This is a genomic window from Pontibacter sp. LHS2, assembly GCF_058932845.1.
Window position 1 is genome coordinate 468,567 of sequence record NZ_JBZYWG010000002.1, and the last position, 16,215, is coordinate 484,781.

The window sequence follows — 16,215 nt, forward strand, 5'->3', positions numbered from 1 at the left end:
CTTATTAAATACATCCTCTAGATTATGAATAGATATAGGAAGATAATACTGGCAATCACCTTATTGATTGCTAATCTTGCAATAGTTCAGGAAGCCTGTGCTCAGGAGGAAAAATTGTATTCATCAGGTATTGTCGAAAAACGTTCAGAAACAGGCTTTCTAGAGTTAAGAACAGTTGAAACTGACCCAGTCTTGAAATTAGCAAAAGAGGCAGTTCCTTTTGACAGAGTTTTCTTTTTGAAGATTAAACGCCACTCAAAGGGTAAGAAAGCTGATATAGGAAAGACAAAAACAGATATAGTTGAAACTGTCTATCAAGATCAGCAGGATACAGTCAAGGTGTCACGAAAAACAGTAGAAGAAACCAAAGAAGCGTTTCCATCTAATAAACAGGAAAAAGACCCTTCAACAGTTAAGGCCAAACGTCTTATAGATATTTCAAATTCATTAAGCGATGATATAAATAATGAGCAGCTCTATGAAGAGAGTAAAGATTCAGAGTTCATATATGTAGAGCTAAATAATTTAAAACCGGACCGTAACTATAGACTTGATATTAGATGGAGTGATAAAGATGAGCTAGATAGCTACTATTTCACTACTGTCTCCCCAACATTGGATAGGAGGCTCAAGCAACGGATATTCTCTCAACTTGGTGTGGCCGTGCCCATATTTAAGAATGGTGAGGATACATTTATTAGGCCAAGCCTAATGCTAGGAGTTTTTTACAACATAAGGCAAATTGATCCAGATATACCTTTTAAATCATACAAACTCCTTGCCCCACAAAGATTCTCTTATTTGTTTGGGTTGACAATCAACAGCATAGCTGAAGAAAATTTCCGAGATGACTTAATAGGCGACAGTAATATTCTAATCGGTATTGGTTATCAGCCTGTAGACGCATTACGGATATCATATGGTCAAATGCTCTTTTATGAAGTGAATCCTAACAGGCTCATTTCCGATAGAAAGTCAATTGCAGGGACATCTTATCTGGCCGTAACCTTAGATATCAAGCTGAGAGATATTGTTGGTGGAGTGATTACAACCTTAGGTTTTAAGTAAAATGAGAAATATAGCCATAATTCTACTTGTTTTTCTCCCTCTGTATTCTTGTTATGACTACGAAGAATACTTTGAGAAAGTAAATCCAGATTATCGCCCTACAGTAGAAATCGACCCTCCACAAGGAGCCCTTGCCAATGGAGTAGATAGCATACGAATCAAGGTTCTGTTCCCACTAGCACCGAATAAAGATTACGTGAAGGTTAATTTCACAACTAAGGAAGGTGTGTTCTTAGAAAATAACAAAGCAGAGTATTCTAGTTCAGAGTTATACAGGGATGGTCCCAACAGTACTAATGCTTATATTTTCGCAACTCTCAAGACCACTACCAAAAAAGGGAGGCATGCAGTTACCATTGAAATACCCGAGGTGTTCAAGACTACAAGGTTTATTAGTTTTTTGACCTCTCATCCAACTGCCATTAGAACCAACAAAAACAAGTTCGCTGTCTCGAGAACATTTGAAGACGAAATCCAACTAATCGCAAACCTTTCCGCATTAGAAGGACTACCTAGCGAAGGAACATCTGTAGAATTCATTGTTGCGGATAGCTTGTCATCCACTAGTTCTAGGCTATTCCGATCTCTTACCAAAACAGATCAAAATGGCCAAGCGACAGTTTTTTTTACTCCAGGATTATTTGGCGGTTATACTGGAGCAATATCATATAGAGCGGTAGCCACTAATGAGGCAGGTGATATTATAACAGCAAATGGGACATTTAATGTGGTAGAGCCTGATTAATACTTTAGTGCTTTTTAATGTATACTTTTTAGTCAGTAGTGATAAGGTCAAGATGAACCAGCAGCGCTCTGGTTTACCATAGGAAAGCATGGATTCAAAAGACTTAAGAAACTTGCAAATTATGCCATGTCATATACTGGCCGCAAATATGGGTTCTTGAAATTCATCATCCTAAAAACAGTACAAAGTTTGCACCTTGCTAATTATAATCAGAAATGTTGGAATAACTGACGCGATACAGGAAAGTCGCTTATAACCTATTACTACATATAATTTTTTTACATTAACCTGTTCCTTTATTTAGTCATCATGTCCCTTCACGTATAAGTACCTAAGTGAGTATTCGTCAGTTTGCAAACTGCAAACTGACGAATACTCACTAGACTAAAGAAGCTTTCTTTAACATTCTGGAGGAGGTGTTATATTTATATAACCCAAGGCGATTAAACTCTAGGTACAATTCTAGCCGCGGTCTTGATATCTACAGCATTCACTCCTATAGACTGTAGCATCTGCCTCATGTCATTAAAAACAGGCTCCTTCCCCTTATGATCAGAAATTGTTAGAATAGCTGTAAAAGGAACTCCTGAAGGGGGGAGAGTTACTCCGTCTCTTGCTAGGTACTCAACATCTAAAGACCAATTTGTAGTTGGGCCAACGCCTTTAGGAAATATTTTTTCATACACTTTTACTGGACTCCACTTAAATGAGTGATCTATTTGATCCTTCTCATATAAATTACCCTCCTTGTCATCAGGAGTGTATACTGCATTTAGACGTCCTAGATATTTACCATTATTCTGCTGCTGACGCAGAGCTGCATCTATATTGACTCTGACAAATTCGGAGCCATACTTATAATCAAAATGAGGGGTGCTAACTATAGTAAGTTTCGCATGGCCGTAACACTTGCCGTCTTTCACTAAGCTTGAAGGCCATGAAAACTTAAAGCTCATTTTATGTCCATTAATTACTCTATTGGCAAACACCAATGTTATCGCTGAAGGGTCACCTTTTAAGATTTCTTCTGAACCATTTGGGATACCAAAGCCAACCAAATGCTTAGTTATATTCTTCAGCCTCTTGTCGGTAAGCGGTTCTGGTAATGCTGCATGATGGATGCCCAAAGCTATTAGAGTCTCTCTTGAAACATTTCCTTCAATAGTATGGTCAAGGGTGGCTAAAGTTCTAGCTACATTAGGTGCTGCATAACTTGTTCCGCACCCATCTACAACATTTCCGTTGGCATCTAATGAAAGCAGACCATGGCCTAAGATAGAATGTATTGTTCCTGATCCCCCAATATGAGCTAGATCAGGCTTAAGACCAACTCTTAATCCCGGGCCTCTACAGCTGTAATTACTTAAGGCATAAGGAACAACTCCATTAATATCAGGAGGGTTTAAAGCTGAGACACTTATATTTCTACAGCTCTCTGCCGGTCTCTTAAGAGTATCATTTCTTGAGTTGGCTAAAATTTTTAAAGCTTCGAAGTGATCAGATGGCCACTCCTTTCTCATGTCATTAGGACTTGTGTTTCCTGCAGAAATCACAAAAATAATGTCGTTTTCCTCTGCTATTTTATCTAGTATTTGAGCCGGTAAGCTGTACCCAGCCGTAGAAGCATGCTCTTCAATATTTAAACTAAAATTAAATATTCTAACTCCTGTTCGAGCTTTAAGCTCCTGAACCGCTATTTCTAATTCATTGAAGAATTCGAGCGGTTTTGAATAGTAAGAGGAGTATTTCCCTGCTGTAGGTAAAATATCTAAGTCAATGATTTTGCAACCATCAACTTCTTTACAAATAGCATGTCCATTCAAGGTCTGGCCAAATAAAGCTAAGCCCGCGATGAATGTTCCATGATTTTCATCTTTGTCAGAAGGGCTGACAAGGCCCCATCTCTCCTCAACCCACTCATTATATACATCAGAAACGCCTCCGTCTACTATGCACAATTTGGGATAGGAGGCGCTTTCTTGAGGCTGAGGTATTATAAAAGTGTCATTTTTTCTATAATTCGTTTGTTCTTGACTCTGGGTAATTATTGGAGGTAACGTAACTCTTTTGACCAGAGGGTGATGATCTAAAAAGGACAAGAGTATACTATTCACCTCCGGATCTAAATTCACCTGTTTATGATCATTGATTTTGCTAGCCGAAGATGTAGAAGGTGCCAATTGTAAAATAGGAGAAGAAGATGAATTCTCCAGCCTGACACCAAAAATAACAGCTGTCCCTAATCCACCGTTTATTCTTGTGGCTATCAACCCTTTTCCAAGCTTTTCTAAACCGTCAAAAAAGCTTTTAAACAATTCAAGCTTATATTGACTTAATGTGTCCCAGTGTTGTCTAGGAGGCGGCGAGTCAAATAATTCCACAATGTATGCTCCTCCAGTTTGTGGATTAGATAACCAGTTTAATGCTTCAGCTACAGAAAACTTCCTTTTGTCACCAGATGTATAAGGCGATATTTCTTTTATGGCACCAACCTCACTGCGGAGCTTTGTAGGGTTGGGCACATTTTTTCCATCACGCTCTTTATATCTAGTTTCTGCCTCTGCTTGCCCTACCTTCTTGTTTACTTCTTCAATACTTTCAGGATTCAATTCAACAAATAACTCTCCTAAGTCGCCAGCTCCTACTACTGGAGCAACATCTCTTTTAAATATCTGAGAAGTAGGACGGTGGCTTTTCGCAAGAGCAGCTTGTTTCAATGTGATTTTAGCATATGCAATTGGAGCATAATTGTTCCTAATTTGTAAGTCTTTTATATCCTGAAGCTGCTTTTGGAGACTTTCCCTGTGCTCGACAAACTCAGCGTCATTTCCGGCAAAGAAGTCTTTCTTAGGACCACCTCCTGTACGTTCCCATGATTGAATGAAATCATTAGTATTCAAGATTATCTGGATAGGGCTGTTTGACATGGCTTATATTTTTTCTGTTTCTTTCAGTTTTGATAATTGTTTGCTCAAGGTAGAAGGTGTTATACCAAATAAGGATGCGACATCCTTCTGCTTAAATGAAAAATCTTTATCGGTCAACAGCATTGAAATAAAGTCTTCATCACTGCTGAGCATAACCTTTCTTTTAGCAGCATCAACTCTCCCTGAGTTTAGAAGTGCAAACTGCTTCATCGTAGATACAATGTTTCTCTCCTTTTCTAAAACAGAGGCCCTCTTTAGCCATTTTGAGAGCATTTCTGCGTCAGCGCCTGAAGCACTTTCTAGGGACCACGCTAAGAATTTTGTTTCGCTTTCACTGAATTCCAAAGGTTTCAAAAAGTTCTTCAGCAGTAGCATCATCACTTCAGGAGATGGTTTTGGAATTTCAACTTGAATATCAAATCTTCGCCATATGGCAGGATCTAGTAAAGATTCATGATTAGTTACACCTATTGTAAAGCCCTGTTCCCTTCTAGTGTCTAAGCTTTGTAGTAATGTGTTTACAACTCTCTTCACCTCTCCCACTTCTTGAGGATCATTGCGTAGCTTTGCGATAGCATCAAATTCGTCAAGCAGCAATACGCACTTGTACCTATTAGCAAAAGTGAACAGGTTTCCAATGTTTCTTGATGTTGTGCCGAGAAAGGAGGACATTAGCCCTTCTAGCCTTGCCAGCACTACTGGTAGACCAATCTGCTTCGCCATCCACTTTGCCAAGTGTGTTTTACCTGTTCCAGGGGCACCATATATTAAACAGGAACGTGCAGGGGCGGCTTGTAATACTGCCAATTCATCAAATCTTGACCATTCATCAATAATTGATTGAATAGCTAGCTGAATATTGGAGTCGAACAATGGCACGTCATCAGGCAATTCTGTCTCAAAAAAAACCTCAACCAAGGGGGTAGATGTTTCTTTGTCAACAGGAATGGGAGTTCTTTTAGTGAGCTCTTCACCTTTTGTAGCAATGAAAGACTTCTGGATTCTACTAGGAGACATATCCAATGAGCCTTGAGATGATGAAAGTATAGCTGCTATAGACTTTGCTTCTTTGGCAAAACCGTCTTCTTCTAAGCTTTTCTGCAGTCTAGAAATTTGGTGCATAACAGCTTCGTTAGGACTTGAAAGAGCTGATCTGCACAATGCCTGAACTATATTAAAATATTGAATCATTTTTACTTATATGGAATTGTAATTGCAAATATAATAAATTTATTTCCAAATCAAGGAATAAATTTCCATAAATACGAAATAATTTCTTTTTGATTTACATATAATCCCTATGTCAAAATCCCAATTCTCAGTACTCGGTAAGTGCTCTGTGCACCTAGATTTTAATTCAATTAGATTATTCTTCTATCTACATAAAAGCCCCTGAGGCTATTAAAAGCTTCAGGGGCATGAGTCTAGGGCAGGTACTGAAGGCTGCAGGAATAAAGTCTTCGTATAGCGGGATTACCGATTGAGAAATAAGTTCATTAACAGGTGTAAAGCATTTTTATTGATATTTAAGTTGACACTGAAGCAAACTCCGTCCCTTTTCTGTTATAATATATCGCTGCAATGGGCTATTTGGGCTTTCCTTTATTGCACGCTCCAGCAAACCTTTGTCTAGCAACGGATCAATATAACGTTTGGCGTTCTTGGTGTGATTAGATATACCTAGGCCTTCCTCCAGCATGTCTTTCCGCTTTGCCGGCTTATATGCATACACTAGCAGCTTTATATCCTCTTCACTTAGCCTTCCAGCTAGCTCTGTTACTTGGTCACTAACTTGGTCGCTTTCGACTAAGCTGGTCTCTGAAAAGCGGGGTGGCAGCAATCTCTACCTCGAAAAAAGACCGCTCATCATCTGTTGTAAAAGTAGGCGCAGGAGAACCGTTGCTTTTCAGGCCCTTTTTATCGTGAGGATACCGGTGGTTCTGTCTTCTGTCAATTCCAGCTCTTTCAAATATGAACTGGCTGGAATTGGCCGAAATAGCCAGTAAACAACACTACATGGTGTGCCCAGGGCAATTGCCCAACCGGTTGTTGCGTAAATTCAGCTCCAGGATAAACAGAAGCAAACTGCCCCATATACAGCAGGTTCCGGTAAGAGAAGACCTGCAACTCCGGGAATTCCTTGCGTATGTCATCAGAGAGCGTCTGAATCACTTTGGATCCCCATCCTTTAGTTTGCTGCTGCGCCAGGATGATGTTCCAACGCAACAGCACTGGCCAATAGATCTTCGCAGGCGCCTGCGGAATTACTCGAGGAAACTGTAACTTAAAAAAACCAACTTTACAATGGCCTAAAAATCGGGGAAGCCTACAGTATGGTGCAATTCATAGTATTCTTTCTTGGTCTTGTTCCTTAGCCCTGCACTTACTTGCCTGAGCTCTTGCCCATTATCCGTTTTCGTGTAGAGCATACCCATACCGTAATGTGCCATCACCTCCTGCTCATCATCTGGGAAGCGCTCCACACCCTGAAGAAAGGAGAGACTACTCTGATAACATCTTCATGCGTGAACAGCTCATCTGTGAACCAATCCGTCAGCAGGTTTAACTCCCGCTCCACCACATACCAGGGAGCAGTGTATCCCTCCTTTATAGGTACAGTCATCGCTGCATGTGGTATGTGCAAAATTATTGTATTCATAACACGTTATTTTGTGTTGCTATAGTTTAGATTTATAATATATTTGGGATTACGAATGTATAAAGCAGAGTACTTTATTCCTACTTATTACTTTTAGGTGCTAATGAGCCAATTAAATTCGCTACCTGATCATCTTAAGATAGCCTACACACTTACAGAATACAGCTTTACTGATGGCTCAAGAACCATTACTATTAGCTTGGATGAAGCTAACCAAAACCTGCTTTCCTATTTAGAGCAAGAAGGTGTCAGAGACTGGACATACATTACTGCTTGGAATCCATATTCTGTTGAGCAGTCAGCTGAATACAACCAGCAGCAACAGCGTCTCCTACTTGAGAAACTACATGATTAAAAAGTGTGCAAGGGAGAAGGCTAAAGTCGAGGAGGGAGTTGTGAGGGCGAAGAAAGCTTCTTTATCCAAGGAATTTGCAGAGAATAAGCCGCTGCCTTGGGTAGCTACTTTGGCCAAAATGCCATACTGGTTGGCGGAGAGGACTTAGAACCAGAGCTCCTCATCCTTCGATTCGAACAAACCTCAGCTATACTTAACAAAAGATAAACTAAAGAAAGGCAAGGTAACTTAGCTTCAGGTGCATTTTCTCCCTAGGCCTTTGTTATGACCCTTATCTATCTCTTGTCAATTATCTTCTAGGCAGCTGCGAACATATAAGTTTTTAAGATCATACCTATTTCTTGTATACATGACTGCATCAGACAGAAGGCTTAGATTAGTAGCATTCATTTTCAAAACATCTACTACCAGCATTGTTAGTTACTTAAAGACAATTGGGTATGAGATTGAGGATAAGCCAACTACACGAATCAATCAGGCTCAATTTGATTTATTAAAAAAGAAATTCTCAGATACCTCTATTCAGAGAGATATCAAAATACCTGATAGAAAAAAAGAGTCCGATTCTAGTTCTATAGGCAAACACTCTGACCATAGTAAAAGGAAAGGAGTCCCTCATGCTGAACAATTAAAAGTATGGGAAGCTTATATTGAGGCCAATGAAGCTATCATAGAGGAAAAATCTAAACCTATAGAAGTTACTCGTATTGTTGAGACAAAGCAGGAAAAAAATCGTTGGAATGAGCCGGTATTAACTACAACGGTAGCTGTCAACCAAAAGAACATTTCTAAGGAAATGATTGGTGCATTAGAGTATCGAAGAATAATACCAAATCAGCATTACGCAAAATACAGCGACAGCTTTATATATCTTAGTAGCCTCAGTCACAGAAATCTTCATGCAACTCAGCAAGTTCTAATAGAGTTTAACACAAGACACCCAAAATTTACAGAATACAATCCCAAGCCTGCCATCTGGGGAAAAATCAGCTCTCTTAGGCAAGACTATTCTGACCTAGCTACTCTGATCGGCTTATCTTCTAAATTAGAAGAAGATGAGACAGTATATTGTACGGTAGAAGAAATACGGAATATTGACAAGTATATTAGAAAGTATCCCTATGTAAGAAGGGAACCTGAAGTTGGAGCAGTTTCAACGATATACAATTATAATGACTCTGCGATTTTAGAAAGGCGGCTGAAAGAAAGGTTGGATGTAGACAGCATTACATTCAATGTAAGAAAACAGCTTGATCCTGATAATGCTGAAATTATAAAACGCGTATCTGTTACTGTCGAAAATTTCCGAGGTAATTTCGAGAGTCTTGAAGCTACGCTTGATGATTTCGGTTTATTTAGAGAAAGCTGGACCGGATATTATCAATATAAAGATCATACTGATAATCTTATAGAGTTTAAAAAAGACACAACGCAATGTTTTGAGTCACTCTGGCTCTTCCAAAAAGTATTAGCTTCTAAATACCCTACTATCAAATTAATTAAGCTTACAGGTACCTTTAAGCCAATAAACAAACACGATTTTATAAAAGAGAATAAACAGGAGTGTCTTAGATTTTTAAGAGAAGAAGGCTTTAATGTAGGTCAAAGAAAAGACAAAGCAACTCTATCTTTCGATGTGCTCAATAAACACGAGCTTAAGGAAAATATAGATAAGCTAGAGGAGCTAAACTTAGTACGCCATAATCTAGATTCTTTAGGAGAAGATTTTAAGTATAAAGTTCGTCTAAGTGTTGAAAATCCAGACCTTACTGCGATTGGCCTGCGATTAAAGCAGGAATATAAGGAAGATGTTGATTTTGAATTTTCTCAAAATCAACTAACTCTTTACTTCCGTTATTACTCCTCTTCCAATGAGTTCGTGTCGTTCTTCAACAGACTAGAGGCATTAGAGGCAGAGAATGCTATAAAAGTAGAGCACCATACATCTGAATTCCCTTACGCGTTCTACTTCAAAGTTGATGAAGAAACTCAGAAAGCAATATTCTCAGAGCAAATAGAGGCTTTAGCCGGCAGCGAATTTTACTGGTTGAAAGAACTAGAGAATGCAGACGGGAATGCACGAAAGACACAAAAGGTATACCTTGGCAAGCTAGATGGCAGAAGGTCCAAGTATGAGCAGCTGGTTTTCAATTTAACATTAGATACTGAAGAGAATGTTCGCTTTAGCGAAGTCATCAGGGGTCTGTTCATGGATGAAGAAGTTCTATATACAGTCCATCCAGATCTGTCCGGAGATAGAAGTAAGAACAATTATCTCAAAGAAGCCATTGAGAAAATTACCAAACCAAGGGATCAGTTTGGGAAAAAACCAGCTAATGCGAAACTCGGTGACTTTATCTTCGACTCATCTCAGGCAAAAGGCATAAGACATTCTGAATTACAGGATGAAATAGAAATTGTCAAGAAGCGACTGAACTCTAACAAAATCAATAACTCACAAATTGAATCAGTTGCTAAAGCACTAAAGGCCGAAGATTTAGCCCTTTTACAAGGCCCTCCGGGCACTGGTAAAACGACCGTGATTTCTGAAATCATTTGGCAGTCCATTCTGAAGAAACAGAATTCTCGGCTTCTGCTTACCTCAGAAAGTAATCTTGCTGTTGACAATGCATTGGGTAGGCTGGACAATCCTAAAACAATGATAGTTAAGCCTCTTCGTTTCGGTAGAAATGTTCAAGAAGAGGAAGGTAAGCAGTTTCAGTTAGAAAGAATTGAGCAATGGGCCAGAGTAGATCATAGAGATATCTTTGAAGATAAAGATGGTGGCAACATTAACAATAATGCTGTCCAGACATGGTTGAACACCATTATCAGGAGATCAGCCGACTCTCCCAAGGAATATCAACAGGTACTTAATAAATGGAGGGAAGGTCTTAGCAACCCCTCGAGCAGTACAAAACAAGAGTTCAAGCACGCCTATATTGCACATGTTAATGTTGTAGGAAATACCTGTAGCTCTGCTGGCAGCCCTGATTTCATTATTAATTACCAAACCTTATATAACCCACAGATAGAGGATAAGGATCTCAGAAGCTATACTTATAGTGTAAAAAATGGTACGCCTTTACGAACAGATGTCGCTGCCAAGTTAAAGCCGGTGCATTTTGATGCTGTTATCATGGATGAGGCTAGTAAAGCCACTCCTCCTGAACTATTATTACCATTAACATTTGGGGAGAAGTCCATTATAATAGGAGATCACAGACAACTACCACCTAGCTTAAACGAGCAAGATTTCAAAGAGACACTTGATACGATAGGTAAGTTTGACTTAGCCAGGCACTGGACAGAGAAAGATTATCAGACCTCACAGTTTGAGAGACTATTTATGAACGACAAGGTTTCTCCTACACTTAGGGGAGCGTTCAACCAACAATATAGAATGCACCCTCAAATCAATGAGGTTATCAAACAATTCTATTTGGAGGATGGAGGCCTGAGTTGTGGATTACCGCTCGATCAAGTCGATGATCCTGATCTAAGCAATCCTTTCTCCCGTTATCACGGGCTTTCTCATGATGGCTTTATTAGTCCTGACAGCCATACTATTTGGGTAAATGTAGATGAACCAGAGCTAAAGGATGGAACCTCCAGAGTGAATGAATCTGAGGTGGAAGCTATCCGCCGAGTTTTAAAGTACTTGAAGAACTCAGAAGGATTTGAAGAATACATGTCTCATTGGGAAAAAGAAGAAGATCAGGAAATAGGGATCATAAGCTTTTATGGAAAGCAAATGAATAGGTTAAACTCACTCAAAAGAGAATTTCCCGATTTAAAATTGCTCATGAAGACAGTTGATAGGTTCCAGGGTATGGAGCGCAATATTATCATAGTGTCTACTGTGCGAAGCAATAAAATTATTGACACACCGCATCAAAAGCCGAGTCTTATAAAGTATCCAAATAATGAGGGCTATAAGAAGAACGATTCCCTAGGATTTGCAGAAACTCCTCAACGATTAAATGTTGCTTTATCCAGAGCGAAGCGTCTCTTGATTGTTGTTGGGAATGCAGCTCATTTTAGAAGAAATGAGATGTATGCAAATGTGGTCAATACGATCAGAGGTGCTGCTTCTACACAGCCAACCTTCATTGATTATAAACTCCTTAACCTTTACAACTAGCCGTGGAATTTGCAGCTATCATTAATGACGCTCTTCTAAAGAGTCAGGAAAATACATTGGCCAAAACAAACTATAAGTGGAGGTTTGTGAAGGCAGTTTACCAAGCAGATATTTACAACAGTAGTCCTTTTACTCTCATAGAAGAAGTAATCTGCGAAATCCTGTTAAACCATGGAGGCAAGAACTTCACTGAGTTGGGCAGCATACTAGGGCTATCCGTTGAAAACAGATTTGAAGATAGAGTTTACAAGGATGATGCAGAAGAGCAGATCTTGAGGGAAGCACTGGAATCTCTTTCAGAAGATCATGTTATGCTTAAGTTTGCTGATAACAGGTACAGCCTTACCAAATGGGGACTCGAATTTACATTAAAGAGGATCAAGCTTTCCTGTAGAAAGGGACAGCATTTTGATGTATACTTTGATACCTTGTCCGCCCAACATCAGTTAATCCACAGATACTTTAAAAACGCATCAAGGGACTATCAGGCTGAAGAATCCGACTGGAATTTTCCTTCGGAGGATTTATTGAAAGAAGTCCTGAGGGTACAAGCACCTGACATATATAACCCGGAAACCAACAAACTAGCTTTCTATACAGATCTGGTATCAGAGGGTTTTAAAGAATGTTATGCAGATGTTGAGGTTCATGCCTTGAAAAAAGATTCAGGATTCGAACTCAAGGTCTATTGGCAAAATCAGTATAATGAAGAACTGTCGACTATTTTAAATAATGATGAAAGAGCACAGCAGGAAATAATCACAGCTTTAAGCTTCGAACTTGCATCCAAAGGGGTGATCACTCCGGGCGCAACCATGCTTGAGGTGTTTAAGAACAGATGGAGTTGGGCAAGTCTTTCAAGCAGAGACTTAAACTTTACTGCTGATCTTCTCGAGGAGTTCTATTTTTTCTGGGACTGGGATCTATTATCTGCTAACCCCCATGTACCCTTCTCTGATGAGGTAGTTATCAAGTTTGAGGATAAATGGAATTGGGACAAGCTTACTGCTAATGCTAGCTTTAGGATAGATATTCCTAGATTAGAAAAGTACGTTGCGTTCCTAAATCTTAACAAGGCTATTGAGAGATTAAACGAGGATCAAATTCTAGACCCAAGGTTTTATACTATTTTAGAACGCTATGCTGATAAGATCACTTCTTTAGCACTTGAGAAAGTCTGCTGGTCTATCCCTGTAGTAGACTTATTCGATTCTTTTGATAAGATCAGATGGCAGTCTAAGAGGTGGGTTACCGTTGAAACTCATAGCAGATTCAAATTATGGGAAGGCGGTGAAGAGTATGAGGTATCCGTACCTCATCATGAGCCAGGGCTGATTGATAATGCTCATCTCACCTGGAGCTATGACCTGCTTCACAGGTATTGGGATAGGATTAACTATGAAGAATTAGACCCGACTAGTCAAAAAGCTTTCTCTGATAGAATCAGTAGAGATTGTCATTGGCATAACTTACAAGAACTATCAGAATTCAGGCATGTCATAAATTGGGATGTAATCCTGCAAAACCCATCAATAGAGCTGAATGAGGAGTTTCTAATCACATTCAAGGATTCGCTGAACTGGCACTCTTTAACTAAGATAGACTCCTTAACACACAATGAGCATTTATTAGAAATATTCAAAGATAGTTTGAATTGGTCTTACATTTCAAAAGACACAACGAGAAAGTTCGCGTTACCTTTTCTGATGAAGTTTGCAAACCATCTTGATTGGAACTCACTTGTACACCACCCACTTCTCGCACTTTCACAAGAACTGTTACACACATTTAAAAGCTATTTTGATTGGGATACCCTTTCCGCCAGCAACCGAATTACCTACACTACAACTCTATTGGAAGAGTTCAAAAGCTGCTGGAATTGGAACACCCTCAGCTCTAACAAAGGAGTAAACTTTGATAACATCAAATTAGACAGGTTTAAGGAAAACTGGAACTGGGAAAAGTTATCTGAGAATTCAGATATAGTGCTCGATTCCTTTAATCTACAGGAGTTTGACATCTACTGGAACTGGAATCTACTTGCAACGCCGACAAGGATTAATAAATTCCTCAACAAATTTAACTGGCAGAATCTTCCTCCTGCAGAACACAGAGAACTAATTCTAAGATTTGCAAGGCAGTATAACGAATCATGGGTATGGGGTATTCTCAAACTTTCATCCTACATTTCCTTAGATGATGCTGTACTAGGTAATTTAAAAACAAAGGCTATCTGGGATGAAATCATACTAGATGAACGTTTCAGGTTATCTGACAGGAACCTAGAGCTTTATGCACCCTACTTATCATGGGATTCTCTTTCTGCTAATCCAAGAATTGTTCGCCCTAACAATATTGCCCGATTTAAAGATAGCTGGAATTGGGACATTCTTTCATCTAATACCGATTTGATCAATGACACCAACCTTCTGTGGAAGCACAGAGAAAGCTGGAATTGGAAAATAGTCAGCAAAACCTATAATAACTTTTCGGAAGGTGTAATTCTCACATTTGGAGATTATTGGAACCTGCAATTCATTAATTATGACTCAATACCTTTTACAGCCAATGTTATAGAGCTATTTAAGGAAAAGTGGGATTGGGATAGATTATCAAGTAGTAACCGCTTAAAATTTGATCTTGAACTAGTTAACCAATATTATTCATGGTGGAACTGGGAATTACTTTCCTTAAACAAAGCAGTACCCCTAGATAAGGTTATACTTATAGCGTTCTCGGATAAGTGGGTACTGAATAAAGAAAGGTATAATAGCATATCATTTGATCAGGATCTTCTTAAGGTTTTTGTTGATCAATTGGACTGGAAAGATTTATCAAGCAAATCATATCTTCAATTTGATATTCCGATCATCAGTCAATTTATAAATCATTGGGATTGGGAACTCCTGAGTCAGAACAGCGCTATTAATCTGAACACGAAAATGCTCCATGCTTTTAGTGACAGATGGGTGCTTGAAAAGATTGACTATACCAGAATCAGCTTTAATAAAACTATAGTAGATCTCTTTGCTGATAGGCTAGACTGGCATGAGCTTTCCTCTCATACAAAAGTGGAGTTCAGCTATGATCTCCTCCAATCTTATAGAGAACATTGGGATTGGAAGCAGCTTTCTCTAAATCCTGCTTTGACCCTTACGGTGCAGCTTCTAAGGCACTTCTGTGGCGAATGGAACTGGACGTACCTATCCCAAAGAAAAGGTTGGGATTTTGCTGGTGAACATGGTCAGGCAATAATAGAGTTTGAAGAGTGTTGGGATTGGGCCGAACTTTTAAAGTTTAAAAAATATCGAGATACCGTAAAGGAACAATTCCCGAGAATATATGCCGAAAAGATCCAGCAACACATTAACTTAATAGATCTACCGCTTCGAAAGTTAAATCTTTCAGAAGAGCATGATTTGCGAAAAATATACGTTCCTTCTCCTACCATCAATCAAGTATTTGAGGAGAAAATAATAAGAGCTATCAAGGCTTTACCAAATACTCTGTACCATCATATAATTCTGGGCAGGAGCAACGATGAATTAAGAGAAGCGATAGACTACGGAAAAACAAATTTTGACCAGCCATACAGAGACATGACAGCAGAAGATAAAGTATTAGTCTACTGTTATTTCAACATGCGTAAACACTTTTTCACAAAGCTTCATATCCTAGACATGCTTCATAAGTCTGATTATGGCAGCTTTTTCGAGAATAATCTCTTCAAAAAAGAAACTACAATCATAGATGTTGGTTGTGGTCCACTGACAGCAGGACTAGCATATGCAGACTATATAAGCCTATTTAATAGTCCGAAACTTACATACCACGGAGTAGACATTTCGTCAACCATCATGAGGAAGGCTGGAGATTTTGCTGATTCCCCTGTATTTACAAGAGGCTCCTCTTTCTCTTTTTATAACAATTGGAGAGCTATAACACCTGATTTTAATCAGGGACAACCGCTCCTCTTTATATTTAGTTACTTATTTGCAAATTTGAGTAGGCAACAAACAGATGATTTAGCGAGCTTTACTCAAGCTATCATTGATGAATATGAAACGACGAATCCAATTTTCATGATGTTCCAGAATCCGCAGGAGGGCAATAGAAATGAGATGTTCTATCACTTTCTTAGAACAGTTAATGTAAATATAATTGGTGAAGGGAATGATAGAGTTACTTATCGCAATAGAATAGGTGCAAAACACACAGGTAATGAAAAAGTTAAGTACGTAATAATGGCTAGTCCTTCAACGGCTAATAGACTAATTTTACAAAATTTATTGAACGGTAAATATCCTGAGAACTGAA

General features: G+C 38.9%; 10 protein-coding genes. 5 read left to right on the forward strand and 5 right to left on the reverse strand.

Translation table 11 applies throughout. The annotated features are described in order from the left end of the window. Positions 1-24 precede the first annotated feature (24 nt). On the forward strand, positions 25-1,068 hold the full coding sequence (locus AC5FX6_RS10745) for a hypothetical protein (RefSeq protein WP_493597053.1): 1,044 nt from the start codon (positions 25-27) through the stop codon (positions 1,066-1,068). A gap of 1 nt (position 1,069) precedes the next feature. Next, positions 1,070-1,813, forward strand: coding sequence for a hypothetical protein (locus tag AC5FX6_RS10750; protein ID WP_493597054.1), 744 nt, complete (start codon positions 1,070-1,072; stop codon positions 1,811-1,813). A gap of 443 nt (positions 1,814-2,256) precedes the next feature. Here AC5FX6_RS10750 and AC5FX6_RS10755 read toward each other — a convergent pair whose 3' ends face one another. The 5 genes from AC5FX6_RS10755 to AC5FX6_RS10775 form a co-directional block, all read right to left on the reverse strand. Then, positions 2,257-4,740 (reverse strand): S8 family peptidase, encoded by a 2,484-nt coding sequence (locus tag AC5FX6_RS10755; protein ID WP_493597055.1) that lies wholly within the window; start codon positions 4,738-4,740, stop codon positions 2,257-2,259. 3 nt (positions 4,741-4,743) lie between these two features. Further along, on the reverse strand, positions 4,744-5,931 hold the full coding sequence (locus AC5FX6_RS10760; protein WP_493597056.1) for an AAA family ATPase: 1,188 nt from the start codon (positions 5,929-5,931) through the stop codon (positions 4,744-4,746). 325 nt (positions 5,932-6,256) lie between these two features. Further along, positions 6,257-6,472, reverse strand: coding sequence for a Fic family protein (locus tag AC5FX6_RS10765; RefSeq protein WP_493597532.1), 216 nt, complete (start codon positions 6,470-6,472; stop codon positions 6,257-6,259). A 233-nt stretch (positions 6,473-6,705) separates the two neighbouring features. Further along, on the reverse strand, positions 6,706-7,083 hold the full coding sequence (locus AC5FX6_RS10770; RefSeq protein WP_493597533.1) for a DUF1016 N-terminal domain-containing protein: 378 nt from the start codon (positions 7,081-7,083) through the stop codon (positions 6,706-6,708). A 106-nt stretch (positions 7,084-7,189) separates the two neighbouring features. Then, positions 7,190-7,363, reverse strand: a complete 174-nt coding sequence (locus AC5FX6_RS10775; RefSeq protein WP_493597057.1) for a hypothetical protein — start codon at positions 7,361-7,363, stop codon at positions 7,190-7,192. 139 nt (positions 7,364-7,502) lie between these two features. Between AC5FX6_RS10775 and AC5FX6_RS10780 the strand changes: the two genes are divergently transcribed. The 3 genes from AC5FX6_RS10780 to AC5FX6_RS10790 all read left to right on the forward strand — a co-directional run bounded on the left by AC5FX6_RS10780 (position 7,503) and on the right by AC5FX6_RS10790 (position 16,214). Continuing rightward, entirely contained in the window at positions 7,503-7,754 is a 252-nt protein-coding gene (locus tag AC5FX6_RS10780) for a DUF3293 domain-containing protein (protein WP_493597058.1), read from the forward strand. Between the two features lie 349 nt (positions 7,755-8,103). Then, the gene (locus tag AC5FX6_RS10785; RefSeq protein ID WP_493597059.1) at positions 8,104-11,898 is read left to right on the forward strand and encodes a DEAD/DEAH box helicase; all 3,795 of its coding nucleotides are present in this window, start codon (positions 8,104-8,106) and stop codon (positions 11,896-11,898) included. Positions 11,899-11,900: 2 nt separating this feature from the next. Further along, positions 11,901-16,214: a small ribosomal subunit Rsm22 family protein gene (locus tag AC5FX6_RS10790; protein ID WP_493597060.1), complete on the forward strand. Its 4,314-nt coding sequence runs from the start codon at positions 11,901-11,903 to the stop codon at positions 16,212-16,214. Position 16,215: the final 1 nt, after the last annotated feature.